Annotated in this window: 29 protein-coding genes; 21 read left to right on the forward strand and 8 right to left on the reverse strand. The window is 72.5% G+C overall.

Annotated elements, in window-relative coordinates; translation table 11 throughout:
- Positions 1 to 17: 17 nt before the first annotated feature.
- The 10 genes from hisD (at position 18) to DI272_RS36110 (ending at position 7,724) form a co-directional block, all read left to right on the forward strand.
- Positions 18 to 1,343: a histidinol dehydrogenase gene (gene hisD / locus DI272_RS36070; protein ID WP_109499376.1), complete on the forward strand. Its 1,326-nt coding sequence runs from the start codon at positions 18 to 20 to the stop codon at positions 1,341 to 1,343.
- Complete coding sequence (locus tag DI272_RS36075; protein WP_109499377.1) at positions 1,340 to 2,449, forward strand: histidinol-phosphate transaminase; 1,110 nt, start codon at positions 1,340 to 1,342, stop codon at positions 2,447 to 2,449. Before hisD ends, DI272_RS36075 begins: the two co-directional genes overlap by 4 nt.
- Entirely contained in the window at positions 2,446 to 3,039 is a 594-nt protein-coding gene (hisB, locus tag DI272_RS36080) for an imidazoleglycerol-phosphate dehydratase HisB (protein WP_030932889.1), read from the forward strand. Before DI272_RS36075 ends, hisB begins: the two co-directional genes overlap by 4 nt.
- Complete coding sequence (locus DI272_RS44755) at positions 3,036 to 3,200, forward strand: hypothetical protein (RefSeq protein WP_181387431.1); 165 nt, start codon at positions 3,036 to 3,038, stop codon at positions 3,198 to 3,200. Before hisB ends, DI272_RS44755 begins: the two co-directional genes overlap by 4 nt.
- Entirely contained in the window at positions 3,197 to 3,844 is a 648-nt protein-coding gene (hisH, locus tag DI272_RS36085; RefSeq protein WP_375138087.1) for an imidazole glycerol phosphate synthase subunit HisH, read from the forward strand. The genes DI272_RS44755 and hisH overlap by 4 nt, the downstream gene beginning before the upstream one ends.
- Entirely contained in the window at positions 3,844 to 4,581 is a 738-nt protein-coding gene (priA, locus tag DI272_RS36090) for a bifunctional 1-(5-phosphoribosyl)-5-((5-phosphoribosylamino)methylideneamino)imidazole-4-carboxamide isomerase/phosphoribosylanthranilate isomerase PriA (RefSeq protein WP_109499379.1), read from the forward strand. Before hisH ends, priA begins: the two co-directional genes overlap by 1 nt.
- Positions 4,578 to 4,982, forward strand: a complete 405-nt coding sequence (locus DI272_RS36095) for a RidA family protein (protein WP_109499380.1) — start codon at positions 4,578 to 4,580, stop codon at positions 4,980 to 4,982. Before priA ends, DI272_RS36095 begins: the two co-directional genes overlap by 4 nt.
- Positions 4,979 to 5,734 (forward strand): imidazole glycerol phosphate synthase subunit HisF, encoded by a 756-nt coding sequence (gene hisF / locus DI272_RS36100; RefSeq protein ID WP_109499381.1) that lies wholly within the window; start codon positions 4,979 to 4,981, stop codon positions 5,732 to 5,734. Before DI272_RS36095 ends, hisF begins: the two co-directional genes overlap by 4 nt.
- A 122-nt stretch (positions 5,735 to 5,856) precedes the next feature.
- Complete coding sequence (locus tag DI272_RS36105) at positions 5,857 to 6,447, forward strand: helix-turn-helix domain-containing protein (RefSeq protein WP_109499382.1); 591 nt, start codon at positions 5,857 to 5,859, stop codon at positions 6,445 to 6,447.
- A 14-nt stretch (positions 6,448 to 6,461) separates the two neighbouring features.
- Complete coding sequence (locus DI272_RS36110; RefSeq protein WP_109499383.1) at positions 6,462 to 7,724, forward strand: MFS transporter; 1,263 nt, start codon at positions 6,462 to 6,464, stop codon at positions 7,722 to 7,724.
- Positions 7,725 to 7,728: 4 nt separating this feature from the next.
- Here the strand turns inward: DI272_RS36110 and DI272_RS36115 are convergent, their stop codons facing one another.
- Complete coding sequence (locus tag DI272_RS36115) at positions 7,729 to 8,364, reverse strand: TIGR03085 family metal-binding protein (protein WP_109499384.1); 636 nt, start codon at positions 8,362 to 8,364, stop codon at positions 7,729 to 7,731.
- An 83-nt stretch (positions 8,365 to 8,447) separates the two neighbouring features.
- On the opposite strand from DI272_RS36115, the gene hisI reads away from it, so the two are divergent.
- The 11 genes from hisI to lgt all read left to right on the forward strand — a co-directional run bounded on the left by hisI (position 8,448) and on the right by lgt (position 17,354).
- A complete protein-coding gene (hisI, locus tag DI272_RS36120) occupies positions 8,448 to 8,840 on the forward strand; it encodes a phosphoribosyl-AMP cyclohydrolase (protein ID WP_109499385.1) in 393 nt (130 codons plus the stop codon).
- 11 nt (positions 8,841 to 8,851) lie between these two features.
- Complete coding sequence (locus DI272_RS36125; RefSeq protein WP_109499386.1) at positions 8,852 to 10,330, forward strand: anthranilate synthase component I; 1,479 nt, start codon at positions 8,852 to 8,854, stop codon at positions 10,328 to 10,330.
- A gap of 119 nt (positions 10,331 to 10,449) precedes the next feature.
- Positions 10,450 to 11,091, forward strand: coding sequence for a TIGR02234 family membrane protein (locus DI272_RS36130; protein WP_109499387.1), 642 nt, complete (start codon positions 10,450 to 10,452; stop codon positions 11,089 to 11,091).
- Positions 11,092 to 11,270: 179 nt separating this feature from the next.
- Positions 11,271 to 11,519 carry an HGxxPAAW family protein gene (locus tag DI272_RS36135; protein ID WP_109499388.1) on the forward strand — a complete coding sequence of 83 codons (249 nt, stop codon included), beginning with the start codon at positions 11,271 to 11,273 and terminating at the stop codon, positions 11,517 to 11,519.
- Between the two features lie 105 nt (positions 11,520 to 11,624).
- Complete coding sequence (locus tag DI272_RS36140) at positions 11,625 to 12,074, forward strand: DUF2752 domain-containing protein (RefSeq protein ID WP_109499389.1); 450 nt, start codon at positions 11,625 to 11,627, stop codon at positions 12,072 to 12,074.
- Between the two features lie 138 nt (positions 12,075 to 12,212).
- Positions 12,213 to 13,022 (forward strand): indole-3-glycerol phosphate synthase TrpC, encoded by an 810-nt coding sequence (trpC, locus tag DI272_RS36145; RefSeq protein ID WP_109499390.1) that lies wholly within the window; start codon positions 12,213 to 12,215, stop codon positions 13,020 to 13,022.
- Between the two features lie 22 nt (positions 13,023 to 13,044).
- Positions 13,045 to 13,293 carry a tryptophan biosynthesis modulator TrpM gene (gene trpM / locus DI272_RS46310; RefSeq protein ID WP_109499391.1) on the forward strand — a complete coding sequence of 83 codons (249 nt, stop codon included), beginning with the start codon at positions 13,045 to 13,047 and terminating at the stop codon, positions 13,291 to 13,293.
- Between the two features lie 59 nt (positions 13,294 to 13,352).
- Entirely contained in the window at positions 13,353 to 14,636 is a 1,284-nt protein-coding gene (trpB, locus tag DI272_RS36155) for a tryptophan synthase subunit beta (RefSeq protein ID WP_109499392.1), read from the forward strand.
- A complete protein-coding gene (gene trpA / locus DI272_RS36160; protein WP_109499393.1) occupies positions 14,633 to 15,451 on the forward strand; it encodes a tryptophan synthase subunit alpha in 819 nt (272 codons plus the stop codon). Before trpB ends, trpA begins: the two co-directional genes overlap by 4 nt.
- A gap of 88 nt (positions 15,452 to 15,539) precedes the next feature.
- Positions 15,540 to 16,316, forward strand: a complete 777-nt coding sequence (locus tag DI272_RS36165; RefSeq protein WP_109499394.1) for a thioredoxin domain-containing protein — start codon at positions 15,540 to 15,542, stop codon at positions 16,314 to 16,316.
- Positions 16,317 to 16,409: 93 nt separating this feature from the next.
- Positions 16,410 to 17,354, forward strand: coding sequence for a prolipoprotein diacylglyceryl transferase (gene lgt / locus DI272_RS36170; RefSeq protein WP_109499395.1), 945 nt, complete (start codon positions 16,410 to 16,412; stop codon positions 17,352 to 17,354).
- A gap of 140 nt (positions 17,355 to 17,494) precedes the next feature.
- Here lgt and DI272_RS36175 read toward each other — a convergent pair whose 3' ends face one another.
- From DI272_RS36175 to DI272_RS36205, 7 genes are all read right to left on the reverse strand, one after another.
- On the reverse strand, positions 17,495 to 18,322 hold the full coding sequence (locus DI272_RS36175; RefSeq protein WP_109499396.1) for a CoA ester lyase: 828 nt from the start codon (positions 18,320 to 18,322) through the stop codon (positions 17,495 to 17,497).
- Positions 18,319 to 19,509 carry a CaiB/BaiF CoA-transferase family protein gene (locus DI272_RS36180; RefSeq protein ID WP_109499397.1) on the reverse strand — a complete coding sequence of 397 codons (1,191 nt, stop codon included), beginning with the start codon at positions 19,507 to 19,509 and terminating at the stop codon, positions 18,319 to 18,321. The genes DI272_RS36175 and DI272_RS36180 overlap by 4 nt, the downstream gene beginning before the upstream one ends.
- Positions 19,506 to 20,402, reverse strand: a complete 897-nt coding sequence (gene rbsK / locus DI272_RS36185) for a ribokinase (RefSeq protein WP_109499398.1) — start codon at positions 20,400 to 20,402, stop codon at positions 19,506 to 19,508. Before rbsK ends, DI272_RS36180 begins: the two co-directional genes overlap by 4 nt.
- Positions 20,399 to 21,805, reverse strand: coding sequence for an ADP-ribosylglycohydrolase family protein (locus tag DI272_RS36190; RefSeq protein ID WP_109499399.1), 1,407 nt, complete (start codon positions 21,803 to 21,805; stop codon positions 20,399 to 20,401). The genes rbsK and DI272_RS36190 overlap by 4 nt, the downstream gene beginning before the upstream one ends.
- A complete protein-coding gene (locus DI272_RS36195) occupies positions 21,793 to 22,905 on the reverse strand; it encodes an ADP-ribosylglycohydrolase family protein (RefSeq protein WP_309221702.1) in 1,113 nt (370 codons plus the stop codon). The genes DI272_RS36190 and DI272_RS36195 overlap by 13 nt, the downstream gene beginning before the upstream one ends.
- A gap of 113 nt (positions 22,906 to 23,018) precedes the next feature.
- On the reverse strand, positions 23,019 to 24,275 hold the full coding sequence (locus DI272_RS36200) for an ADP-ribosylglycohydrolase family protein (RefSeq protein ID WP_109499401.1): 1,257 nt from the start codon (positions 24,273 to 24,275) through the stop codon (positions 23,019 to 23,021).
- Complete coding sequence (locus tag DI272_RS36205; RefSeq protein ID WP_109499402.1) at positions 24,272 to 25,354, reverse strand: ADP-ribosylglycohydrolase family protein; 1,083 nt, start codon at positions 25,352 to 25,354, stop codon at positions 24,272 to 24,274. The genes DI272_RS36200 and DI272_RS36205 overlap by 4 nt, the downstream gene beginning before the upstream one ends.
- Positions 25,355 to 25,551 lie beyond the last annotated feature (197 nt).

Raw genomic sequence — 25,551 nt, forward strand, 5'->3', positions numbered from 1 at the left:
CTGAGAGAATTGACCCCGTGATCTCCCGAACCGATCTGCGCGGCGACGCCCTCCCCGAGGGCCCCGCCCTGCGCGACCTGCTGCCCCGAGCCGACTTCGACGTTCAGGCCGCCCTGGAGAAGGTGCGTCCGATCTGCGAGGCCGTGCATCATCGTGGCGACGCGGCGCTGATCGACTTCGCGGAGAAGTTCGACGGGGTGCGGCTGCAGCAGGTGCGGGTGCCCGCGGAGGCGCTCACCAAGGCCCTCGCCGAACTCGACCCGGCCGTGCGCGCGGCCCTGGAGGAGTCCATCCGCCGCGCCCGTCTCGTCCACCGCGAGCAGCGCCGCAGCACCCACACGACCCAGGTCGTGCCCGGCGGCACCGTCACCGAGAAGTGGGTGCCCGTCGACCGGGTCGGGTTGTACGCGCCCGGCGGCCGGTCGGTCTACCCGTCCTCCGTGATCATGAACGTGGTGCCCGCGCAGGAGGCCGGCGTGCCGTCCGTCGCGCTCGCCTCGCCCGCCCAGGCCGAGTTCGACGGCCTCCCGCACCCGACGATCCTCGCCGCGTGCGCGCTGCTCGGCGTCGACGAGGTGTACGCCGCCGGCGGCGCGACCGCCGTCGCGATGTTCGCGTACGGCACCGAGTCCTGCCCGCCCGCCAACATGGTCACCGGCCCCGGCAACATCTGGGTCGCCGCCGCCAAGCGCTACTTCACCGGCAAGATCGGCATCGACGCGGAGGCCGGCCCGACCGAGATCGCGATCCTGGCCGACGCGACGGCCGACCCGGTGCACGTCGCCGCCGACCTGATCAGCCAGGCCGAGCACGACCCGCTGGCCGCCGCCGTCCTGGTCACCGACTCCGTCGAGCTCGCGGACGCCGTCGCCAAGGAGCTGGAGCCGCAGGTCGCGGCCACCCGGCACATCGAGGACCGGATCGTCCCGGCCCTCGGCGGCAAGCAGTCCGCGATCGTCCTCGTCGACGGCGTCGAGGAGGGCCTGCGGGTCGTCAACGCCTACGGCGCCGAGCACCTGGAGATCCAGACCGCCGACGCCGCCGCGGTCGCCGAGCGGGTGACCAACGCCGGCGCGGTCTTCCTCGGCCCCTGGGCACCGGTGTCGCTCGGCGACTACGCCGCCGGGTCCAACCACGTCCTGCCCACCGGCGGCTGCGCCTGCCACTCCTCCGGGCTCTCCGTCCAGTCCTTCCTGCGCGGCATCCACATCGTCGACTACACGAAGGACGCGCTGGCGGAGGTGGCGCACCACGTGGTCACGCTGGCGGAGGCGGAGGACCTGCCCGCGCACGGCGCGGCGATCAAGGCCAGGTTCGGTTGGAAGGTGCCTGAGAGCAAGTGAGCTTCGGAATCGACGATCTGCCCGTACGGGACGAGCTGCGCGGCAAGTCCCCCTACGGCGCGCCCCAGTTGGACGTGCCGGTACGGCTGAACACCAACGAGAACCCCTACCCGCTGCCCGAGCCGCTGGTCGAGCGCATCGCCGAGCGCGTCCGCGAGGCCGCCCGCGACCTCAACCGCTACCCCGACCGGGACGCGGTGGAGCTGCGCACCCAGCTCGCCAGGTACCTGACGGACACCTCGGGGCACGAGGTCGGCCTGGCCAACGTATGGGCCGCCAACGGCTCCAACGAGGTCCTCCAGCAGTTGCTGCAGACCTTCGGCGGGCCCGGCCGTACGGCCATCGGCTTCGAGCCGTCGTACTCGATGCACGCGCTCATCGCGCGCGGCACCGGCACGGGCTGGATCTCCGGTCCGCGCAACGCGGACTTCACGATCGACGTCGAGGCGGCCACGCGGGCCGTCGCCGAGCACCGGCCGGACGTCGTCTTCATCACCACCCCCAACAACCCCACCGGCAACGCGGTCCCGCCGGAGACGGTCCTCGCGCTGTACGAGGCCGCGCAGGCGGCGAAGCCGTCGATGGTCGTGGTCGACGAGGCGTACATCGAGTTCAGCCACGGCGACTCGCTGCTGCCGCTCATCGAGGGGCGGCCGAACCTCGTCGTCTCGCGGACGATGTCGAAGGCATTCGGCGCGGCGGGCCTGCGCCTCGGCTACCTCGCCGCGCACCCGGCGGTCGTGGACGCCGTACAGCTCGTACGGCTGCCCTACCACCTGTCGGCCGTCACCCAGGCGACCGCCCTGGCCGCCCTGGAACACACCGACACGCTGCTCAAGTACGTCGAGCAGCTGAAGTCGGAGCGGGACCGGCTGGTCAGCGAGCTGCGGTCGATCGGCTACGAGGTCGTCGAGTCCGACGCGAACTTCGTCCAGTTCGGCCGCTTCGCCGATGCCCACACGGCCTGGCAGCAGATCCTCGACCGGGGTGTCCTGGTCCGGGACAACGGCATTCCGGGGTGGCTGCGGGTCTCCGCCGGAACCCCCGAAGAGAACGACGCGTTCCTCGACGCGGTCCGTGACATGAAGAAGGAGCAGAGCGCATGAGCCGCGTAGGACGCGTGGAGCGAGTCACGAAAGAGACCTCCGTGCTCGTCGAGATCGATCTCGACGGCAGCGGCAAGGTCGATGTGTCGACCGGTGTCGGCTTCTACGACCACATGCTCGACCAGCTCGGTCGCCACGGCCTGTTCGACCTCACGGTCAAGACCGAGGGCGACCTGCACATCGACTCGCACCACACCATCGAGGACACCGCCCTCGCCCTCGGCGCCGCCTTCAAGCAGGCGCTCGGCGACAAGGTGGGCATCTACCGCTTCGGCAACTGCACGGTCCCCCTGGACGAGTCGCTGGCCCAGGTGACGGTGGACCTGAGCGGCCGCCCCTACCTGGTGCACACCGAGCCCGAGAACATGGCGCCGATGATCGGCGAGTACGACACCACCATGACCCGGCACATCCTGGAGTCCTTCGTCGCCCAGGCCCAGATCGCGCTGCACGTGCACGTGCCCTACGGGCGCAACGCCCACCACATCGTGGAGTGCCAGTTCAAGGCGCTGGCCCGGGCGCTGCGCTACGCGTCCGAGCGGGACCCGCGCGCGGCCGGCATCCTCCCCTCCACGAAGGGCGCGCTGTGAACGGCCTGTCCACCGTCCTGATCGTCCTCGGCCTGTTCCTGGTCGGCGGCATCATCTCCTTCGTCAAGCAGGGGATGCCCAAGCAGCTCATCGTGCTGCTCTCGATCGGCGCCGCGATGTGCCTGGTCGCCGGTGTCCTGAGGCTGGAGGTGTGGAATTGAGCGCGGCATCGAGCAAGAAGGTCGTCGTCTTCGACTACGGCTTCGGCAACGTCCGCTCCGCCGAGCGCGCCCTCGCGCGCACCGGAGCCGACGTCGAGATAACGCGTGACTTCGACAAGGCCATGAACGCCGACGGGCTGCTGGTGCCGGGCGTCGGTGCCTTCGCCGCCTGCATGAAGGGCCTCAAGGAGGCGCGCGGCGACTGGATCATCGACCGCCGGCTGTCCGGCGGGCGGCCGGTCATGGGCATCTGCGTCGGCATGCAGATCCTCTTCGCGCGCGGCATCGAGCACGGCGTGGAGACCGAGGGCCTCGACGAGTGGCCCGGCTCGGTCGAACCGCTCCAGGCCGAGATCGTGCCCCACATGGGCTGGAACACCGTGGACGCCCCGGCCGGCTCCCAGCTCTTCGCGGGCCTGGACGCGGACGCCCGCTTCTACTTCGTGCACTCCTACGCCGTCCACGACTGGTCCCTGGAGACGCACAACGCGGCCCTCACGGCCCCGCTGGTGACCTGGTCGACGCACGGCAAGCCCTTCGTGGCCGCCGTCGAGAACGGCGCCCTGTGGGCCACGCAGTTCCACCCCGAGAAGTCCGGCGACGCCGGAGCGCAGCTGCTGAACAACTGGATCGGAACCCTCTGATGCCCTCGAAGCCCGCACGGCTCGAACTCCTCCCCGCCGTCGACGTCCGGGACGGCCAGGCCGTCCGCCTCGTGCACGGCGAGTCCGGGACCGAGACCTCGTACGGCTCTCCCCTTGAGGCCGCCCTCACCTGGCAGCGCTCGGGCGCCGAATGGCTCCACCTCGTCGACCTGGACGCGGCCTTCGGCACCGGCGACAACCGGGACCTGGTCCGTGAGGTCACCGAGGCCATGGACATCAAGGTCGAGCTGTCCGGCGGCATCCGGGACGACGCCTCCCTGGCGGCGGCCCTCGCCACCGGCTGCACCCGCGTCAACCTCGGCACCGCTGCCCTGGAGACCCCGGAGTGGGTCGCCAAGGTCATCGCCGAGCACGGCGACAGGATCGCGGTGGGCCTGGACGTCCGCGGCACGACCCTGAAGGGCCGCGGCTGGACCCGCGACGGCGGCGACCTGTACGAGACGCTGGCGCGCCTCGACTCCGAGGGCTGCGCGCGGTACGTCGTCACCGACATCGCCAAGGACGGCACGCTGCAGGGCCCCAACCTGGAGCTGCTGCGCAACGTCTGCGCGGCGACCGACCGGCCGGTCGTGGCGTCCGGCGGCGTGTCCTCGCTGGACGACCTGCGTGCCATCGCCGAGCTGGTACCCCTCGGTGTCGAGGGCTCCATCGTCGGGAAGGCCCTGTACGCGAAGGCGTTCACCCTGGAAGAGGCCTTGGAGGCTGTGTCGTCATGACGTCGGAAGCCGTACGGCGGGTGCAGAGCGGAAGCCCCTGGGAAGAGTCCTTCGGTTTTGCACGCGCCGTCGCGGCGGGCGACCGTGTGCTGGTGTCGGGCACGACCTCCTTCAAGGGAGACGTGCTGTACGGGGAGGGCGACCCCTACGAGCAGGCCAAGGTGGCCTTCACCAGCGCGGTCGAGGCGATCGGCGAGTTCGGGCTCGATGTCGGGTCGGTCATCCGGACCAGGATGTTCCTCACGCACTCGCGGGACGTCGACGAGGTGGGCCGTGCCCACAAGGAGCTTTTCGACGCGGTGCGCCCGGTCTCGACCCTCCTCGTCGTGGAGGGCTTCGTCGACCCGCGCATCCTCGTCGAAGTCGAACTAGAGGCATTCAGAGGAGCCGTGAACTCATGACCCTGGCGGTCCGAGTCATCCCCTGCCTGGACGTGGACAACGGCCGGGTCGTCAAGGGCGTCAACTTCCAGAACCTGCGCGACGCGGGCGACCCCGTCGAGATGGCCAAGGTGTACGACGCCGAGGGCGCCGACGAGCTGACGTTCCTGGACATCACCGCGTCGTCGGGCAACCGCGAGACGACGTACGACGTGGTGCGCCGCACGGCCGAGCAGGTCTTCATCCCGCTCACGGTCGGCGGCGGCGTGCGCACCGCCGAGGACGTGGACAAGCTGCTGCGGGCCGGTGCGGACAAGGTCGGTGTGAACACCGCCGCGATCGCGCGTCCGGACCTCATCCGCGAGATCGCCGAGCGCTTCGGCCGGCAGGTGCTGGTGCTGTCCGTGGACGCGCGCCGGACGCCCGAGGGCACCTTCGAGGTCACCACCCACGGCGGCCGCAAGGGCACCGGCATCGACGCCGTCGAGTGGGCGCACCGGGCCGCCGAGCTGGGCGCGGGGGAGATCCTGCTCAACTCGATGGACGCGGACGGCACGAAGGACGGCTACGACCTGGAGATGATCGCCGCCGTCCGCAAGCACGTGACGGTCCCGGTGATCGCCTCCGGCGGTGCCGGCAAGCTCGCCGACTTCGCCCCGGCGATCGAGGCGGGGGCGGACGCGGTGCTGGCGGCGTCGGTGTTCCACTTCGGCGATCTGCGGATCGGAGAGGTGAAGGACGCGCTGCGGGAGGCCGGGCACCCGGTGCGGTGACGCGCTGCTGAGCTGAGCCCCGGGCGCCGGTGAGGTGGCCGGGGCTTTCTCACCGAAAGATGCGAAAGGTAAGTTGCGCAAAATATGTTGTGCAATTTTTCCTTCGCATCTACGGTGGAGGCATGACAGGAAAAGAGCGGGACCGGCGGATCACGGACGTGGGCACCCTCAAGGCGCTCGCGCACCCCCTGCGGATGAGGCTCTGCCGGAACCTCACGCTGATGCGGGTCGCCACCGCCTCTCAGCTGGCCGAGCAGGTCGACGAGGCCGTCTCGCTGGTCAGCTACCACCTGCGCAAACTCGCCGAGTTCGGGCTCATCGAGGAGGCCGAGCCGCAGAGCGCGGACGGTCGCGAGCGGTGGTGGCAGCTCGCCTCCGACGGGGTCAGCATCCACCACGAGGACTTCAGCGCCGCCCCCGAGGAGGCGGCCGCGCACACCGCGGCCAGCAGGCTCTTCGCCGAGCAGCGCATGGACATGTACCGGCGCTGGCTCGACGAGCGCGCCCACTGGAGCGAGGCATGGAACCGCAGGGCCGAGTCCTCCGAGTCGGCGCTCCGCCTCACCGCGGACGAACTGGCCGAGCTGAACAAGGAGATGCTCGCGCTCCTGCACAAGTACGACGAGCTGGGCCGGGCCGCCGAGACCGCCGGCGACACCGAGGGCCGCGAGAACGTCGCGGTGCACACGTACGCCTTCCCGTTCCGCGCCTGAGAGGACCCGGCCCCGTGACCGCCACGCTCGCAGCCCCGCTCGACGCAGCCTCCGCCCGGCCCGCCCACCGCGACGGCAACGTCCTGCGCTGGCTCGCCGCCTACACCTCCTCCATGGTCGGCGACAGCGTGTACTACATCGCCCTGTCCTGGGCCGCCGTCCAGGCGGGCAGTCCCTCACAGGCCGGGCTCGTGATGTCCGTGAGCGCGCTGCCCCGCGCGGTGCTGATGCTGGGCGGAGGAGTGATCGCCGACCGGCTGGGACCGCGCCGGGTCGTCATCGCCAGCGACGCGGTGCGCTGCGCGGCCGTCCTCGCGGTGGCGGCGCTGCTCTTCCTCGGCAGCCCCGGACTGTGGCCGCTGGCCGCGCTGGCGTTCGTCTTCGGCACCGTTGACGCCGTGTTCATGCCGGCCGTGGGCGCCCTCCCCGCGCGCGTGACGTCACGGGACCAGCTCGCGCGCGTGCAGGGCATGCGGGGCCTGGCCATCCGGTTCGCGAGCGTGGTCGGCGGACCGCTCGGCGGGCTCGGGGTGGCCGTCGGCGGGGCGGCGGCCGCGTTCGGACTCGCCGGGCTGCTGATCGCGGTGTCGGTGCCGCTGCTGGTCAGCGTGCGGATGACGGGGCTGCCCGCCGACGACAACGACAAGGCCGGCGCACAGGACAGGGGCACCGCCTGGAACGACCTGGTGAGCGGCCTGCACTACATCCGCCGGCACCGCGTCCTCGCCCCGCTGATGCTGGCCATCGCCCTCGGCGACCTCGGCTTCGTCGGCCCGCTCAACGTCGGCCTGACCCTGCTCGCCGACGAACGCGGCTGGGGCGCCTCCGGCATGGGCGCGGTGCTCGCCGGGTTCGGCGTCGGCGCGGGCGCCGCCGCCCTGCTCCTCACCGTGCGCGGGCGCCTGCCGCACGCCGGGCAGGTCGCGGCGTACGCCATCCTCGCGGGCTCCGTCGCGATCGGCGCGCTGGCCTACGTGCCGACCCTGGTCGCCGCCGTCGGCACCGCCCTGCTCGTCGGGCTCCTCGCCGGACTCAGCGGCGCGATGTGCGGGGCCCTGCTCCAGACCCACGCCGACCCCGCCTTCCTCGGCCGCGTCACCGCCGTCGCCGGACTGGTCAGCCTGGGCTTCGCGCCGCTGAGCATGCCGCTGTCCGCCGCGGCCATCGGGGCGTGGGGCACCGGACCGGTGTTCGTGGTGAGCGCGGCGGTGTGCGGGCTCGGCGGGGTCGTCGCCCTGCTGGTACGGGACCTGCGCCGCGCCGAGCTCCCGGAGTAGGTGCCTAGATCCCCAGCTGCTTCCCCTCGTGCAGCTTGGCGATGGCCTCCTTGTCGCCGTCCAGCTCCACCTTGGCGGCGCTCTTGCGGCCGTAGAGGAACAGCAGCAGCTCCGACGGCTCGCCCGTCACCGTCACCACCGGCGTGCCGCGGTGGGCGACCGCCGTCTGGCCGTCGGGGCGGCGCAGTACCAGGCCGGTCGGGACGCCGCGGCCCATCAGGCGGGCGGTGCGCTCCAGACGGGACCACAGGGCGTCCTGGAAGACGGGGTCGAGCTCGCGGGGCGTCCAGTCGTCCTGGGCGCGGCGGACGTCCTCGGTGTGGACGTAGAACTCGATCGTGTTGGACGCCTCGTCGAGCTGCTTGAGCTGGAACGGCGAGAAGCGCGGCGGGCCGGTACGGATCAGCTGGATCAGCTCCTCGTACGGCTTGGCGGCGAACTCCTCCATCGCCTTGTCCAGGCGGCCGGAGAGCTGCTTGATGAGGAGACCGGCGGAGGCGTCCGGGCGGCGCTCGCGCACCACCACGTGCGCGGCGAGGTCCCGGGTCTGCCAGCCCTCGCACAGGGTGGGCGCCTCGGGACCGGCGGTCTCCAGGAGGTCGGCGAGCAGAAGTCGTTCACGCTTGGCGAAAGTCGACATGCCGTCAGCCTACGACCGCGCAGCAGGTCCGCACAGTGGACACCACGCCAGGACTGTCCGTGGCGCGCGGCACAATGGCACCCATGACCAGCACGCCCCCGCCCAGCAACCTCGACCCCGCGATCGCCGCGCGCCTCAAGCGCAGCGCCGACGGGCTCGTCCCCGCGATCGCCCAGCAGTACGACACCGGTGAGGTGCTGATGCTGGGCTGGATGGACGACGAGGCGCTGCACCGCACGCTGACCACCGGCCGCTGCACGTACTGGTCGCGCAGCCGCCAGGAGTACTGGGTCAAGGGCGACACCTCCGGCCACTTCCAGTGGGTCAAGTCGGTCGCCCTGGACTGCGACGCCGACACCGTGCTGGTCAAGGTCGACCAGGTCGGCGCCGCCTGCCACACCGGCGCGCGCACCTGCTTCGACGCCGACGTGCTGCTCAAGGACGCCGATTCCGGCGCACGGGCCCAGGATCAGTAAGGTCACCGGCCATGGACCTCGAGACCTTCCGCAAGCTCGCCACCGACCGGCGTGTCATCCCGGTCACGCGCAAGCTCCTCGCCGACGGCGACACCCCGGTCGCGCTCTACCGCAAGCTCGCCGCCGAGCGCCCCGGCACCTTCCTGCTGGAGTCCGCGGAGAACGGCCGTTCCTGGTCCCGGTACTCCTTCGTGGGCGTGCGCAGCGCCGCCACCCTCACCGCCCGCGACGGCCAGGCCCACTGGCTCGGCGCGCCGCCCGTCGGCGTCCCCACGGACGGCGACCCGCTCGCCGCCCTGCGCGCCACCATCGAGGCCCTGCACACCCCCCACCAGGAAGGCCTGCCGCCCTTCACCGGCGGCATGGTCGGCTACCTTGGCTACGACATCGTGCGCCGCCTGGAGAAGATCGGCCCGGGGGAGCGGGACGACCTGAGGCTCCCCGAGCTGACCATGCTCCTCACCAGCGACCTCGCCGTGATGGACCACTGGGAGGGCTCGGTCCTGCTGATCGCCAACGCGATCAACCACAACGACCTCGACACCGGTGTCGACGAGGCCCACGCGGACGCGATGGCCCGCCTGGACGCCATGGAGGCGGACCTCACGCGCGCGGTGGCCCAGCCGCCCGCCGTCCTGCCGCCCTCCGAACTCCCCGAGTACACGGCCCGGTGGGGCGGCACGGAGTTCCAGGCGGCCGTCGAGGACATCAAGGAGCGCATCCGCGCGGGCGAGGCCTTCCAGGTCGTCCCCTCCCAGCGCTTCGAAACGCCGTGCACGGCGAGCGCGTTGGACGTCTACCGGGTCCTGCGGGCCACCAATCCCTCCCCGTACATGTACCTGTTCCGCTTCGACGGCTTCGACGTGGTCGGATCCAGCCCGGAAGCCCTGGTGAAGGTCGAGGACGGCCGGGCCATGGTCCACCCCATCGCCGGCACCCGCTGGCGCGGGGCCACCCCGCAGGAGGACCAGGCCCTCGCCGACGAGCTGCTCGCCGACCCCAAGGAGCGCGCCGAGCACCTGATGCTGGTCGACCTCGGCCGCAACGACCTGGGACGGGTCTGCGAGCCGGGCTCGGTCGAGGTCGTCGACTTCATGTCCATCGAGCGGTACTCCCACGTGATGCACATCGTCTCGACGGTCACCGGAAAGGTGGCGGAGGGCCGCACGGCCTTCGACGTCCTCACCGCCTGCTTCCCGGCCGGCACCCTCTCCGGCGCCCCGAAGCCGCGCGCGATGCAGATCATCGACGAACTCGAGCCGTCCCGGCGCGGGTTGTACGGCGGCTGCGTCGGCTACCTCGACTTCGCGGGCGACTCCGACACGGCCATCGCGATCCGTACGGCCCTGCTCAGGGACGGTACGGCGTACGTCCAGGCGGGCGCCGGGATCGTCGCCGACTCCGACCCGGTCGCCGAGGACACCGAGTGCCGCAACAAGGCGGCGGCGGTGCTGCGGGCGGTGCACACGGCGAACCGACTCGGCAGCTAGCACCCCTCTCGGCACCCCTCTCAGCACCCCTCTCCGAGGACGGACAGCGGCTCTCCCCGAGAAATGGGGCGCTTCTCATACGAACCCCGGGTGACGGTTCGCCCGGGGTTCGGGCGATAGTGGAGTACGTGACTGCTGTACCTCACCCCCGTTCCGAAGCCGCAGGACCCGCCAGGGCCGGCCGCCTCAGCCTCGCCGTAGCCCTGCTCTCCGGCGCGCTCGGCGCCGCCGTGGCGCTGCTCGCGACCCGCCAGCAGTGGTCCTCGGGCACCGCGACCGTGGCCGGCGGCGACTTCCCGCTCACCGCGAAGGGCAGCGACGTCACGGGCGTCCCCGCGGCCCTCGCCATAGTGGGCCTCGCCGCGCTCGTCGCCGTCTTCGCCGTCCGCAAGGTCGGCCGCTTCGCGGTCGCCGGGCTGCTCGCGCTCTCCGGCGTCGGCATCGTCGTCGCGGCCCTGCTCGGCGCGTCCGACAGTTCGGCGCTCGACGAACAGGCGGCGTCCGCCTCCGGCGACGCGGCCGCCACCGTCGACGGGCTCAGCCACACCGCGTGGCCGTACGTCGCGGTCGCCGGCGGGGCGTTGATCCTGCTCGCCGGGTTGCTCGCGCTGCGGTACGGGCGGATGTGGCCCGCGATGTCCGGGCGGTACGAGCGCAACGGGGAGCCGCGGGCGGTTCGGCGGACGAAGGCCGTCGATCCTGAGCGGCCGGAGGAGATGTGGAAGGCGCTCGACCGAGGAGAGGACCCCACGGGGGCCTGAGGGGCCGTTTCCGGCCCGTGGGCCGGCGGGGCCGTTCGCGCAGTTCCCCGTGCCCCGGGTCGCTTCGCTCACCGGGGTCGACCCGCTAGGGCCACCCCTGCTCACGTCCCCCGCGCGCGTGCGGGACAATGGACCCGAGCGTCCGGCTCAGACACGAATACAGCAACGAGGAGCAAGTCATGGCGGGCAGCAGCCACGGTCACACCCCGGCCGCCTGGACCGGTGTCACGATCGCCTTCATCGGTTTCTGCGTCGCGGGCGCCTTCATGGTGATGGCCCAGCCCGCGGGCTTCTGGGCCGGCATGGCGATCGTGGTCATCGGCGGCGTCGTCGGCTGGATCATGAGCGCGATGGGCCTGGGCCAGCCGAAGGACGCCCACAAGGACCTCCTCGCCTCGCAGCCGGAGCCGGCGAGCGCCCAGGGCTGAGCGGCACCCAGGGCTGAGAGCGACAGCAGCCACCTCGTGGAGGGGCGGACCGGTCATGAGGCCGGGACCGCCCCTCACGCGCGTCCGGGGCCCTGCGGGGGCACAATGCAAGGCGTGAACGCCGACAGCCAGAGGGTGACGAGCGTGATGACCCCCACGCGCGTGCTGGGGCGCCTGGCCGTGCCCGCGGGCGTCCTCGCGGCCGTCGCCGGGGCCTTCGCCTACGTGGCCGCCGTGGACCCCAACGAGCCCGGCCACTACCCGGTCTGCCCGCTGCTGCGCCTCACCGGCCTGTACTGCCCCGGCTGCGGCGGACTGCGCAGCGCGCACGCCTTCGTCCACGGGGACGTCATGGCGGCCCTCCAGGCCAACGCCCCGGCCGTGCTCGGCTATCTGGGGTTCGCCGTGCTGTGGACCGTCTGGGTGGTCCGCGCGGCGCGCGGACGGCCGCTGCGGATCGATCTCGGCCCCGTCCACCTGTGGACGCTGGGGACGTTGCTGCTGGTCTTCACCGTTGTCCGGAACCTGCCGTTCGGTGGCTGGCTGCATCCTTGATCAATTGGCGAACGTCCAGGTAGTGGGACCGGCGTCAACCGGATGCGAGGCCTACGCCCTCCTGCGGATACCATCGCAGTGACCACCTGTTTTCACCGGTCGCTGGAACTGTCAACCGTCTGGAAGGGGGCCGCTCGCGTGAGTGTGCTCGACGAGATCATCGACGGAGTCCGTGCCGACCTCGCGGAGCGGCAGGCGCGCGTCAGCCTCGACGAGCTCAAGGAGCGCGCGGCGAAGGCTCCCGCGGCAAAGGACGGCGTGGCCGCGCTGCGCGGCGACGGCGTCAAGGTCATCTGCGAGGTCAAGCGTTCCAGCCCCTCCAAGGGCGCGCTGGCCGCGATCGCCGACCCGGCGGGCCTGGCCGCGGACTACGAGGCGGGCGGCGCCGCCGTCATCTCCGTCCTCACCGAACAGCGCCGCTTCGGCGGCTCGCTCGCCGACCTGGAGGCCGTCCGCGCGCGCGTGGACATCCCGGTCCTGCGCAAGGACTTCATCGTCACGTCGTACCAGCTGTGGGAGGCCCGGGCCTACGGCGCCGACCTCGCCCTGCTGATCGTGGCGGCCCTCGAACAGCCCGCCCTGGAGTCCCTCATCGAGCGCGCCGAGTCCATCGGGCTCACCCCGCTCGTCGAGGTCCACGACGAGGACGAGGTCGAGCGGGCCGTGGACGCCGGCGCGAAGATCATCGGTGTCAACGCCCGCAACCTCAAGACCCTTGAGGTCGACCGCGGCACGTTCGAGCGCGTCGCCCCCGAGATCCCCGACCACATCGTCAAGGTCGCCGAGTCCGGCGTCCGCGGCCCGCACGACCTCATCGCGTACGCCAACGCCGGCGCCGACGCGGTCCTGGTCGGCGAGTCCCTGGTGACGGGCAAGGACCCGAAGACGGCGGTGGCGGACCTGGTGGCCGCGGGCGCACATCCCGCATTGCGCCACGGCCGCGGATGATCATTCGGTAGGCTAGGTTCCGATGACCCTCTCGCTGACCCTGACGACCGTGGACCGGTACGCCCGCCTCGCGCGCGGCTGCCGACCGCGGGGTTGCCGCGCGCCGGCACGCAGGGTCCACGGCCGCCGGGTGCGGTACGTGATCGGAGATGAGCCGGGGCAAGTGAACGGCATGCGATGGCAGCGGACCTCAAGGGGCGCGGGGCTCTGCTCGATGCGCGGCTACCGCCGCGTGGGCGCGACCAGCCACATCCGGTCCGCAGCCGACTGACCCTCCCCGCCCCCACGGCGAACAGTGTCTTTTCCACGCACTCACCGTGAGGTTTCCGCATGCCCAGCGAGTTCTTCATCCCCGACCCCGAGGGTCAAGTCCCCAGCCCCGAAGGCTACTTCGGCGCCTTCGGCGGCAAGTTCATCCCGGAGGCCCTCGTCGCCGCCGTGGACGAGGTCGCCGTCGAGTACGACAAGGCCAAGCACGACCCCGAGTTCGCCCGCGAGCTCGACGACCTGCTGGTCAACTACACCGGCCGCCCCAGCTCCCTCACCGAGGTGCCGAGGTTCGCCGAACACGCCGGTGGCGCCCGGGTGTTCCTCAAGCGCGAGGACCTCAACCACACCGGCTCCCACAAGATCAACAACGTCCTCGGCCAGGCCCTGCTCACCAAGCGCATGGGCAAGACGCGGGTCATCGCGGAGACCGGCGCCGGACAGCACGGCGTGGCCACCGCCACCGCCTGCGCGCTGTTCGGCCTCGAATGCACCATCTACATGGGTGAGATCGACACCCAGCGCCAGGCCCTCAACGTGGCCCGGATGCGCATGCTCGGTGCCGAGGTCATCGCCGTGAAGTCCGGCAGCCGCACGCTGAAGGACGCGATCAACGAGGCCTTCCGCGACTGGGTCGCCAACGTCGACCGCACCCACTACCTCTTCGGTACGGTCGCCGGTCCGCACCCCTTCCCGGCGATGGTGCGCGACTTCCACCGCGTCATCGGCGTCGAGGCCCGCCGCCAGATCCTGGAGCGGGCCGGCCGCCTCCCCGACGCGGCGATCGCCTGCGTCGGCGGCGGCTCCAACGCCATCGGCCTCTTCCACGCCTTCATCCCGGACACCGGCGTACGCCTCATCGGCTGCGAACCGGCCGGGCACGGCGTGGAGACCGGCGAGCACGCGGCCACCCTGACCGCGGGCGAGCCCGGCATCCTGCACGGTTCGCGCTCCTACGTCCTCCAGGACGAGGAGGGCCAGATCACCGAGCCGTACTCGATCTCGGCCGGTCTGGACTACCCGGGCATCGGCCCCGAGCACTCCTACCTCAAGGACTCCGGCCGCGGCGAGTACCGCGCGGTCACCGACGACGCGGCCATGCAGGCGCTGCGTCTGCTGTCCCGCACCGAGGGCATCATCCCGGCCATCGAGAGCGCCCACGCGCTGGCCGGTGCCCTGGAGGTCGGCAAGGAACTCGGCAAGGACGGGCTGATCATCGTCAACCTGTCCGGCCGCGGCGACAAGGACATGGACACGGCCGCGCGCTACTTCGGCCTGTACGACACCGACGCCGAGGTCGCGGCCGACGCCGCCGACCTCGCCGAGATCGAGGGGGACGCCAAGTGAGCGGGAACATCCAGCTGCTGACCGACACCCTCGCCGGTGCCAGGGCCGAAGGGCGTTCCGCGCTCATCGCCTACCTCCCGGCCGGGTTCCCGACCGTGGACGGCGGCATCGAGGCGATCAAGGCCGTCTTCGACGGCGGCGCCGATGTCGTCGAGGTGGGGCTGCCGCACAGCGACCCCGTCCTCGACGGCCCCGTCATCCAGACCGCCGACGACATCGCCCTGCGCGGCGGCGTCAAGATCGCCGACGTGATGCGGACGGTGAAGGAGGCGTACGAGGCCACCGGGAAGCCGGTGCTCGTGATGACGTACTGGAACCCGATCGACCGCTACGGCGTCGAGCGCTTCACCGCGGAGCTGGCCGCGGCGGGCGGGGCGGGCTGCATCCTGCCCGACCTGCCCGTGCAGGAGTCGGCGCTGTGGAGGGAGCACGCCGAGAAGCACGGCCTCGCGACCGTCTTCGTCGTGGCGCCGAGCAGCAAGGACGAGCGCCTCGCGCAGATCACCGCGGCGGGCAGCGGGTTCGTGTACGCCGCCTCGCTGATGGGCGTCACCGGCACCCGTGAGTCGGTGGGCGCGCAGGCCCAGGACCTGGTCGAGCGCACCCGCGCCACCGGCTCCGGCCTGCCCGTCTGCGTCGGCCTCGGCGTCTCCGACGCCCGGCAGGCCGCTGAGGTGGCCGGCTTCGCCGACGGCGTGATCGTCGGCTCGGCCTTCGTGAAGCGGATGCTGGACGCGCCCGACGACAAGGCCGGTGTCGAGGCCGTCCGCGAACTCGCCGGTGACCTGGCGAAGGGCGTGCGCGGACAGGCGTAACAAGTCCGGACGTTTCGTACAGGTCACTCGAACGGGTGGACCTGGGACCGGGGAGGCGCGCTGCGCCTCCCCGGTTCGTTTCCGGGGTGTGAGCGAGAAGAACCGTGAGGGAAAGCGCACCGCCCGTGAGCGGCTGGCGGTCGAGCGTGAGAAGCAGAAAGCCGCGGAGAGGCGGCGCCGGACGCTGATCGTGGGCGCCAGCGTCGTCTGCGTGCTGGGCCTCGCGGCGGTGATCGGAGTGGTCGCCGCCAACGCGGGCAAGGACGACGGAGGCGACTCCGCGGGCCCGGTCGTGGCGCCCTCGGGGGCCAACGGCGACGACAACCTCGCCATCCCGGTGGGCAAGACCGACGCCAAGTCCACGCTCACGGTCTGGGAGGACTTCCGCTGCCCGGCCTGCAAGTCCTTCGAGGACACCTACCGCGCGACCATCCACGAACTGACCGACGCCGGCCAGTTGAAGGTCGAGTACCACCTCGCGACGATCATCGACGGCAACATGGGCGGCACCGGCTCCCGCACCGCGGCCAACGCCGCGGCCTGCGCCCAGGACGCGGGCAAGTTCCCCGCCTACCACGACGTGCTGTACGAGAACCAGCCCGCGGAGACGGACGACACGTACGCCGACAACAGCAAGCTCATCGAGCTGGCGAAGAAGGTCGACGGCCTGGACACGGCGACGTTCCGGACGTGTGTCGAGAAGGGCACCCACAACAGCTGGGTCGCCAAGTCCGCGGCGGCCTTCCGCAGCGGCGGATTCAGCGGCACCCCGACCGTCATCCTCAACGGCAAGAACATCTACCAGGACCAGACGATGACCCCGGCGAAGCTGAAGAAGCAGGTGCAGGAGGCGGCGAAAGGGTGACGAAGGGTAAGAGAATTCCGACCTTCCCGTTATGGAGCCGTAGCCGGGCTGCCTGCCGTCGGCGGCACCCGGCACGGTAGCGTCGGACCTGCCATGGAACTTGCCTACATTCCCAGCCCGTCGCACGGGGTGTACCACCTCGGTCCCATCCCGCTGCGCGGCTACGCGTTCTGCATCATCATCGGCGTCTTCGTCGCGGTCTGGCTCGGCAACAAGCGCTGGATCGCCCGCGGCGGCCGCGCCGGCACGGTGGCCGACATCGCGGTCTGGGCGGTGCCCTTCGGCCTCATCGGCGGCCGGCTCTACCACGTGATCACGGACTACGAGCTGTACTTCAGCGAGGGCCGTGACTGGGTGGATTCCTTCAAGATCTGGGAGGGCGGCCTCGGCATCTGGGGCGCGATCGCGCTCGGCGCGGTGGGTGCCTGGATCGGCTGCCGCCGCCGGGGCATCCCGCTGCCGGCCTACGCCGACGCCATCGCCCCCGGCATCGCCCTCGCGCAGGCCATCGGGCGCTGGGGCAACTGGTTCAACCAGGAGCTGTACGGCCGGGAGACCGACCTGCCCTGGGCCCTGAAGATCACGTCCTCGACGGACGGCCGGGTCCCCGGCACCTACCACCCGACGTTCCTGTACGAGTCCCTGTGGTGCATCGGCGTGGCCCTGCTCGTCATCTGGGCCGACCGCCGCTTCAAGCTCGGGCACGGGCGGGCGTTCGCCCTGTACGTCGCGGCGTACTGCGTGGGCCGGTTCTGGATCGAGTACCTCCGCGTCGACGACGCCCACCACATCCTGGGCCTGCGCCTGAACAACTGGACCGCGCTCATCGTGTTCCTGCTGGCGGTCGCCTACATCGTGATCTCGGCGGCCAAGCGGCCGGGTCGCGAAGAGGTCGTCGAGCCGGGTGCCGCGGACGACGGTGTCTCCGACGGTGAGGCCGAGGGCGCCGAGAAGGCCGGGGCCGACTCCGAGGAGACGCAGGACGAGGCCGACTCCACCGAGGTGAAGGACGAGGCCGAGTCGGCCAAGAAGAGCTGACGACCGGTTGTACGACGACGAGGGCGCCCGGCGATCGCCGGGCGCCCTCGTCGTGTGCGAACGGCTGGTCGCGGTGAGCCCGGCACCGCCGGACCGGGCCGCGAGGGTGCTCGCCGTCGCCGTGCGAGAGAAGCAGGCCGTCAGGTCCGGCGGGCGAGGGACAAGGTGCGCTGTGCCGTCGCCACCACCGCCGCGTCGATGAAGCTGCCGTCCGGCAGCGCCTGAGCGCCCTGTTCCGTCGCCGCCGCCTTCACGATGCGCTCCGCCTTCTCGATCTCCTCCGGGGTCGGGAGGTAGGCGCGTTCGATGACCGGGAGCTGGCGGGGGTGGATGGCCGCCCGGCCCAGCAGGCCCAGGGCGCGGCCGTGGGCGCAGGAGGCGGCCAGGCCCTCCAGGTCGCGGATGTCGGGGTGGACCGACTGAGGCGGGGGCGGGAGATTCGCGGCGCGCGCCGCCACGATCACGCGGGAGCGGCACCAGTCGAGGCCCGCGTCCTCCCGTACGCCCAGGTCCGCCCGGAGGTCGGCCTCGCCGAGGGCGATGCCGCGCAGGGACGGGTGGGCCGTGGCGATCGTGTGGGCGTGCTCGATGCCGAGGGCCGACTCCAGGAGGGCGAAGAGGGCGGGTGCGCCGCCGTCGGCGGGGGCGGTGCGTTCGGCGATGGTGGTGATCTGCTGGGGCCTCGTCACCTTGGGCAGGCGGAGGCCGGACAGGCCCGGCAGGGCCGCCACCGCCTTCAGGTCCGCTGCCGCCAGCGGGCCGTCCAGAGCGTTGACGCGGACGTGCACCGGGACGGGCTGCCGTTCGGTGAGGAGCTCGGCGGTGGCGTCACGGGCGTACTCCTTGCGGTGCGGGGCGACCGCGTCCTCCAGGTCGACCACGACGACATCGGCGCCGGCCGCCAGCGCCTTCGCCACGACGTGCGGACGGTCGCCGGGGGCGTACAGCCACGTCAGGGGGGTGGTCATACCGCGCCCTCCTCGCGCAGGGCTGCCAACTCGGCTTCGGTCAGGCCTAGTTCGGTCAGAACCGCCGCCGTGTCCGCGCCGTGCGGGCGGCCCGCCCAGCGGATCGCGCCGGGGGTGGCGGAGAGGCGGAAGAGGACGTTCTGCATGCGGAGCGGGCCGAGTTCGGGGTCGGGGAGGGTGGTGATGGTGTCCAGGGCCGCGTACTGCGGGTCCGTCATCACGTCCCGGACGTCCTGGACCGGAGCCACCGCCGCCTCCGCCTTCTCGAAGGCGGCCAGCACCTCTGTGCTGGTGCGCTCGGCGATCCAGGCGCCGACCGCCTCGTCCAGGACATCGGAGTGCCGGGCCCGGTCGGCGCCGGTCGCGAACCAGGGCTCCTCGATGAGGTCCGGGCGGCCCACCAGCCGCAGCACGCGCTCCGCGATCGACTGCGCGGAGGTGGAGACGGCCACCCAACTGCCGTCCGCGGTGCGGTAGGTGTTGCGGGGGGCGTTGTTGGCGGACCGGTTGCCGGTGCGCTGCTGGACGTAGCCGAGCTGGTCGTACCAGGTGGGCTGGGGGCCGAGGACGGTGAGGATCGGCTCGATGATCGCCATGTCGACGACCTGGCCCTCGCCGGTGCGGTCGCGGGCCGCCAGGGCCGTCATGACGGCGTACGCGGTCGCCAGCCCGGCGATGGAGTCGGCGAGGCCGAAGGGCGGCAGCGTCGGGGGCGCGTCCGGCTCGCCGGTGATCGCGGCGAAACCGCTCATCGCCTCGGCGAGGGTGCCGAAGCCGGGGCGGTGGGCGTGCGGGCCGAACTGGCCGAAGGCGGTGACCCGGGTCAGGATCAGACGGGGGTTGGCCGCGGACAGCTCGTCCCAGCCCAGGTCCCATTTCTCCAGGGTGCCGGGGCGGAAGTTCTCGATGATCACGTCGGCGCCGGCGGCCAGCCGGAGGAGGGTGGCCCGGCCGCCCGGTCTGGAGAGGTCCAGGGTGATCGTGCGCTTGTTGCGGCCCAGGACCTTCCACCACAGCCCGATGCCGTCCTTGGACGGGCCGTGGCCGCGGGAGGGGTCGGGTTTCGCGGGGTGCTCGACCTTGACGACCTCCGCGCCGAAGTCGCCGAGCAAGGTGGCGGCGAGGGGGCCGGCGAAGAGGGTGGCGAGGTCGAGGACGCGCAGGCCGGAGAGCGGGGTGCCGGTCATGCGTGGTACTGCTTCTCGATCTCGGAGCGGTAGGGCATCGACGCCGACGCCCCCGCCCGCTGCACCGAGAGCGCGGCCGCCGCTGCCGCCCAGTGCAGCGCCTCGCGGATGGGCCGCTCCTCGCTGAGCGCGACCGCGAGGGTGCCCGCGAAGGTGTCGCCCGCGCCGGTGGAGTCCACGGCGGTGACCGCCGGGGCGGGCACGGCGAGCGGTTCGGCGGCGTCACGGGACAGATAGAGGCTGCCCGCCGCGCCGAGCGTGACGACGACCGCCGGTACCCGGTCGAGGAGGGCGTGGGCCGCCGCGATCGGGTCGGACAGGCCGGTGAGGGTGGTCGCCTCGTACTCGTTGGGCAGCAACAGGTCGGTGGCGGCCAGGAGTTCGGGCGGCAGGGGCTGCGCGGGGGCCGGGGTGAGGATCGTCCGGACGCCGTGGGCGCGGGCTGCCTCGGCGCCGGCCAGGACGGCCTTCAGCGGGATCTCCAGCTGGAGCAGCAGGGCGTCGGCGGAGGCGATCAGGCCCTCGTCGCCGGGGGCGAGATGGTCGACGGTGCCGTTCGCGGCGGGGATCACGACGATCGCGTTGCCGCCCTCGTCGTCGACGACGATGTGCGCGGTGCCGGACGGGCCCTCGACGGTGCGCAGGTGGTCGGTGTCGACGCCGGAGTGTTCGAGGGTGGAGCGGAGCTGGTGGCCGTAGGCGTCGTTGCCGACCGCGCCGATCATCGAGACGGTGGCGCCGGCGCGGGCCGCGGCGATCGCCTGGTTGGCGCCCTTGCCGCCGGGGATCGTGCGGAACTCGCGGCCGGTGACCGTCTCTCCGCGCTGCGGGGCCTTCTCGACGTACGCGACGAGGTCCATGTTCGTGCTGCCGAGCACGGCGATGTGCGTCATGGGCGGGGTGCCTCCACGGGGGTGCGGTCGAGGGGGAGGGCGTGGGTGAGGGTGAGGGTGTGGGTGAGGTGGGCCAGGGTGTCGAAGCCGGTGCCGTCGAAGTCGCCGACCGAGGTGGCGAGCCGGTTCTTCAGGGGGGCCGTCCAGCGGTCGGGGAGCGCGGCGGGGGTGCCGGCGAGGAGGGCGGCGATGCTGCCGGCCGTCGCGCCGTTGGAGTCGGTGTCCCAACCGCCGCTCACCGCTTTGCAGATGGAGCCGGTGAAGTCGCCGTTCGCGTGGGTGAGGGCGGCGGCGATCAGGGCGGTGTTGGGGATGGCGTGGACCCAGTGGTGGGCGGGGGCGTGGATGGCGTGGAGTTCGTCCACGACCGTGTCGAAGTCCGGTGTGGTTCGGGCCAGTCGGATCGCGTGACGGACGGCGGTGGCCAGGCGGGAGCCGGAGGGTACGACCGTCAGGCCGGTGTGCAGGCAAGCGTGGACGTCGTGGGTGCCGGTCGTCGCGGCGGCGATCGTCGCCGCCGTGAACATCGCCGCGTAGACGCCGTTCGCGGTGTGGGTGAGGGTGGCGTCCCGGTGGGCCTGTTCCGCTGCGGACGCCGGGTCGCCCGGGTTGGTCCAGCCGTGCACGTCGGCGCGGATCAGAGCGCCGATCCACTCGCGGAAGGGGTTGCGGTGGCGGGCGGTGTGCGGGGGTTCCAGGCCGAGGAGGAGGTTGCGGCAGGCGACGCGTTCGGCGGTGAAGGTGCGGCCTGCGGGGAGTTCTTCCAGCCAGAGGGTGGCCACGTCGAAGGTGGTGAAGGCTTTGCCGTGGCGTCGGAGCAGCAGGAGGTTGAGCAGGGGGTAGTTGAGGTCGTCGTCCTCCGGCATGCCGTCGATGTTCTCGGCGAGGGAGGTGGGGGCGGAGCGGCGGTTCCACGGGTGTGCGGTGAGGAGGTCCGGGGGGACGCCCTGTGCGGTGAAGTAGGTGTCGAGGGGCCAGTTGCCGGTGGCCCCGGCCAGACGGCGGATGGCTTCGAGGGGGAGTTTCTCCACGGGCTTGCCCAGGAGACAGCCGACTGCCCGGCCCAGCCAGGCCGCTTCGTAGGCGGCGGGAGCGGGGGTGGCGGCGGGGTGTGTTCCGCCTGGCCAGTTCGGGCACAGTGCCCTGATCCCTGCCAGGTCGGTCGGTTCCTGGTCCGCCCGGCTGCTGGGCAGGTCCGCCAGTTCGTCCAGCAGGTCCTTCGCCAGGAGGCGCAGGTAGCGGGAGGCCGGTTGCGGGGAGGCGCCCGCTCTCAGGGGGGCATCCTGGCCGCCCGCCGCCTGCCATCTCGCCGCGATGACCCCGGCCTCCCGGCCGTCCAGGGCCGCCTGGCGGAGTTCGTGGCCCAGGAGGTCTTCCGGCTGGACCCAGGTCAGTCGGAGCATCTGAGGCCTCCGATCGCCGTGAACGCGGCCTCGTGGGCGCGGCGGCGGTGGATGTCGCGGTCGTAGATCTCGCGGGTCACCCGGGTGAGGGTCCGCGCCGGTTCCCAGAGGTCCAGCCGGCTGGCCTCCGCGACCTGCTTGGACCAGGTCTCCGGGACCGGGGAGCCGAGGGCGCCCGCGATCGCGCCGGCCATCGTCGCGATGGAGTCGCAGTCGCGGCCGTAGTTCACCGCGCCCAGGACGGCGTTGCGGTAGTCGCCGTCGGCCACGATCACCATGCCCAGGGCGACGGGGAGTTCCTCGATCGCGTGCAGCCGGGACGGGCGCCGGGCGCCGAGGGAGGGGGCGCGGTAGTCGGGGCCGACCGTGTCGTAGGGGGACACCGCCTCGCGGAGGGGGGCCAGGGCCGACTCGAAGGCGGTGTGGCGGGTCGCCGCCTCGCAGACCTTCTCGATCGCCGTCCTGGTGCCGTCCTTCGCCAGGGCGAGGCAGTGGGCGACGACGGTCTCCGGGGTCGCGCCCGGCTCGCAGGCCGCCGCCACCGCCGCGGCGAAGACGCCCGCCGCCTCGCGGCCGTACGACGACTGGTGGGCGCCCGCGATGTCCAGGGCCTCGGCGTAGGCGGCCCGCGGGTTCGCCGCGTTGACCAGGCCGACCGGGGCCATGTACATCGCCGCACCGCAGTTGACGATGTTGCCGACGCCTGCCTCGCGGGGGTCCGCGTGGGCGTAATGGAGGCGGGTGACCAGCCATTTCTCCGCGAGGAAGATGCGGTGGACGGGGAGGGCCTCCTGTTCCAGTTCCGGGATCCAGCGGGGTGTCGTCATCAGGTCGGGGACCAGGTGCTCGGCGACGGCGTAGGCGTCCAGGTGGTCGCGGACCTCGGCGTAGACCCTGATCAGGGCGTGTGTCATCAAGGTGTCGTCGGTGACGTGGCCGTCGCCCTTGTGGTACGGGGCCAGGGGGCGGGCCGTGCGCCAGGCGTCGCCGTTCCAGGGGCCGACGATGCCGTGGACGCGGCCGGCGTGGCGTTCGAGGATCTGGTCGGGGGAGTAGCCCTCCACCGGGCCGCCCAGCGCGTCGCCGACCGCGGCGCCCACGAGGGCGCCGGTGATGCGGTCGTCGAGGCTGGTGTCCGGGGGGTCGGGCGAGGGGGTGTGCTGTGGTGGTTCGTGTTGTGAGTGTTGTGATGTTTTGTGTGGCATGAGGCGAATCATCCTCCTGGCGGGGCCGGTTGTGCGGCTTCCAGGAGTTCGGCGAGTTCCACCAGGTCGGTGCCGGTGAGGCGGGGCAGGGCGCAGCCGGAGAGGATGCGGCAGGTGTCCCGCCAGGCGGGCGGGAGGGCGGCGGCGCCGCCCAAAGCGCCGGTGAGGGCGCCGGTCAGGGCGGGCGCGGAGTCCGCGACGCGGGAGAGGCAGGCGGCTGCGGGGACCGCGGCCGAGATGTCGCCGTTCGCCGCGGTCGCGAGGGCCAGGGCGACCGGGACCGTTTCGGCGGCCGCGATGCCGTAGCTGTAGACGTGATCGACGATCTGGTGTTCCAGGAGGGGGACCAGGGCGAAGGCGTCGGGTGTGGCGCGGGCCAGGCCGAGGGCGTGGCGGGCGTTGCGGCCGATCTCCGTGGACGGGGGGAGTTCGGCGAGGGCGGCGTCCACGCAGGCGTGGACGCCGGCTCCGGTGAGGGCGAGGGAGAGGGCCGCCGCCATGGCCCGGGCGCCGTGCACGCCGTCGCCGTCCTGGGTGTAGCGGGCGTCGAACTCGGCCAGATCGGCGGCGAGTTCGGGGTTGCCGGGGTGGGCGACCGCGAGGACGCAGGCCCGGACGCAGGCGGCGTCGTCGAAGTAGTGGGGGTTGTCGTGGCCGGTCGCGGGCGGGCGCAGGCCGGTGGCGAGGTTGCCGAGGCCGGCGCGGACGGAGATGCGGGCGCGCAGGGGGAGTACGGCGGACTCGATCTCCGGGGCGCGGTGCGCGGCGGCGGCGACTTCGCCGGCCAGGGTGGTCCAGGTGAGGTCGATCGCGGCTCGGGTGCGGCGGTCCCGGCTGAGGTCGGGGAGCGTGGTGTCGTCGCCCGCGCGCAGGAGGGACTCCGCGGTGAAGGCCGCCCATTCGGCGTCGTCGGAGGGGCCGAGGCGGAGCGGCTCGGGGGGCTGGTTGAGGGCGATGGGGACGGGGAGGGTGGTGGTGGCGTTGTGTTCGGCGAAGGTGTCGAGTTCGCGGGTGAGGCGGCGGGTCCAGTCGGGCATGCGGGCGGCTCGGTGGCGGGCGGCGGGCCAGCCGGCGGCGTCGCCTGCGGCCAGGCCGAGGAGGAGGCCTTCGATGCGGTGAGGGTTCGGGGTGGGGGTGGGGGCGGGGGTGTCGACGGTTGTTCCCTTGGTCCCCGCCGGCCCTGAAGGGGCCTCGTCCTCGAACGCCGGACGGGCCGAGAGGTGGGGGGTGGCGTCATGGGGTGCCCGCACTTGATCGCGTGTCATGCGAGGGCCTCCGCCTCGTCGCCGTCCGCCGCCAGGACGTACTCGCCCGGCGCCGGCACCTGCTCGTCGGGCGCCGGCACCTGCTCGCCGGGCGTCAGCAGATCCGCCACGTCCAGGATGTGATGGCCCGCCATCGACGGCAGGCAGCTGCCCCTCGCCGGGCCGATCGCCGCTGCCCATTCCGCCGGGATCGACGACGCGCCCCGCGTCGCCCCCGCCAGGGCGCCCGCCACCGCCGCCGTGGTGTCCGCGTCGCGGCCCATGTTGACGGCCGTCAGCACCGCCTCCACGAAGTCGCCGTCCGCCGCCGCGTAGGCGCCGAAGGCGAGGGCGACGGCCTCCGGGGCCAGGTCGGTCCAGGGGTAGCCGCCGATCACCACCGCGGAGCGGACCGCTCGTTCGCCCCGGTGGGCCACCGCCACCGCGCGGCGCAGTGAGCGGGCCGTCCAGGAGTCGTCCGGGACGACCGCGAGGGCCGAGGCGACCACCGCGACGGTGGGGGCGCCCGCCATCGCCGCCGCCACGCCCGCCGCCACCGCCTGGCCGCCGTAGATGCCCTCGCCGTCGTGGCTCACCGAGCCGTCGATCGCGACCAGGCGCGCGGCCTCCGCCGGGCGGCCGGACGCGAAGACGCCGAAGGGGGCCGCCCGCATCGCCAGGCCGTCGCTCCAGGCGTGGCGGTGCTGGGCGGAGATGGGGGCCGCGAGGCCTCGCCGCAGGTTCTCCAGGGTGCCGCGTTCGCTGAAGCCCGCGCCCTTGAAGGGGCCTTCCTCGCGGTCGGCGATCCACTCGTGCCAGGCCGCCTCCACGTGGGCCGGGGTGAGTGCCGAACCGTGGCGGGCCAGGAGGAGGCCGGAGAAGATCGCGTACTCGGTGTCGTCCGTGCCGGCGGGCTTCTCCGCGACGTAGCCCGTGATGCGGCCCCAGCGGGCCCTGATCTCGGAGGGCTTCATGTTCTCCGCCGGGGCGCCCAGGGCGTCTCCCACCGCCAGGCCCAGCAGGGCTCCCCGTCCCCGTTCGCGGAGTACGGCGGCGTTCCCGGGCGCCGGGACCGAGGGAATGCAGGCGATCGATGCCATACGGCGGCCTCTCCTCCGGAGGCTCCGCACAGGGCGCGGGGCCTTTGCGGATGTGTCCCACCGGAGGCCGGACACACGAGCATCACTCGCCTCAGCATCACCCGGTCGACATCTGAGCGGGCCTGCGATCGTATGCGCATTCGGGCGCAAAGGTGCAGGTTAGCCCAGGCTTTCCTTTGTGGCGGGTGGGAATTTCT

Origin of the sequence: Streptomyces sp. Act143 (genome assembly GCF_003143935.1) — a bacterium.
In the GTDB taxonomy this organism is placed as follows: domain Bacteria; phylum Actinomycetota; class Actinomycetes; order Streptomycetales; family Streptomycetaceae; genus Streptomyces.

What these genes read in the sequence shown, in the direction of transcription:
- DI272_RS36105 (WP_109499382.1), top strand. Translation starts at nt 5,857, where the DNA reads ATGACAGGAAAAGAGCGGGACCGGCGGATCACGGACGTGGGCACCCTC.
- hisI (WP_109499385.1), top strand. Translation starts at nt 8,448, where the DNA reads ATGACCAGCACGCCCCCGCCCAGCAACCTCGACCCCGCGATCGCCGCG.
- rbsK (WP_109499398.1), bottom strand. Translation starts at nt 20,402, where the DNA reads ATGACGCACATCGCCGTGCTCGGCAGCACGAACATGGACCTCGTCGCG.
- DI272_RS36140 (WP_109499389.1), top strand. Translation starts at nt 11,625, where the DNA reads ATGCAAGGCGTGAACGCCGACAGCCAGAGGGTGACGAGCGTGATGACC.
- hisF (WP_109499381.1), top strand. Translation starts at nt 4,979, where the DNA reads ATGACCCTGGCGGTCCGAGTCATCCCCTGCCTGGACGTGGACAACGGC.
- hisB (WP_030932889.1), top strand. Translation starts at nt 2,446, where the DNA reads ATGAGCCGCGTAGGACGCGTGGAGCGAGTCACGAAAGAGACCTCCGTG.
- DI272_RS36190 (WP_109499399.1), bottom strand. Translation starts at nt 21,805, where the DNA reads ATGCTCCGACTGACCTGGGTCCAGCCGGAAGACCTCCTGGGCCACGAA.
- DI272_RS36135 (WP_109499388.1), top strand. Translation starts at nt 11,271, where the DNA reads ATGGCGGGCAGCAGCCACGGTCACACCCCGGCCGCCTGGACCGGTGTC.
- lgt (WP_109499395.1), top strand. Translation starts at nt 16,410, where the DNA reads ATGGAACTTGCCTACATTCCCAGCCCGTCGCACGGGGTGTACCACCTC.
- DI272_RS36095 (WP_109499380.1), top strand. Translation starts at nt 4,578, where the DNA reads ATGACGTCGGAAGCCGTACGGCGGGTGCAGAGCGGAAGCCCCTGGGAA.
- DI272_RS36200 (WP_109499401.1), bottom strand. Translation starts at nt 24,275, where the DNA reads ATGACACGCGATCAAGTGCGGGCACCCCATGACGCCACCCCCCACCTC.
- DI272_RS36180 (WP_109499397.1), bottom strand. Translation starts at nt 19,509, where the DNA reads ATGACCGGCACCCCGCTCTCCGGCCTGCGCGTCCTCGACCTCGCCACC.
- DI272_RS36115 (WP_109499384.1), bottom strand. Translation starts at nt 8,364, where the DNA reads ATGTCGACTTTCGCCAAGCGTGAACGACTTCTGCTCGCCGACCTCCTG.
- DI272_RS36175 (WP_109499396.1), bottom strand. Translation starts at nt 18,322, where the DNA reads ATGACCACCCCCCTGACGTGGCTGTACGCCCCCGGCGACCGTCCGCAC.
- trpM (WP_109499391.1), top strand. Translation starts at nt 13,045, where the DNA reads ATGACCCTCTCGCTGACCCTGACGACCGTGGACCGGTACGCCCGCCTC.
- trpB (WP_109499392.1), top strand. Translation starts at nt 13,353, where the DNA reads ATGCCCAGCGAGTTCTTCATCCCCGACCCCGAGGGTCAAGTCCCCAGC.
- priA (WP_109499379.1), top strand. Translation starts at nt 3,844, where the DNA reads ATGCCCTCGAAGCCCGCACGGCTCGAACTCCTCCCCGCCGTCGACGTC.
- DI272_RS36125 (WP_109499386.1), top strand. Translation starts at nt 8,852, where the DNA reads ATGGACCTCGAGACCTTCCGCAAGCTCGCCACCGACCGGCGTGTCATC.
- DI272_RS36205 (WP_109499402.1), bottom strand. Translation starts at nt 25,354, where the DNA reads ATGGCATCGATCGCCTGCATTCCCTCGGTCCCGGCGCCCGGGAACGCC.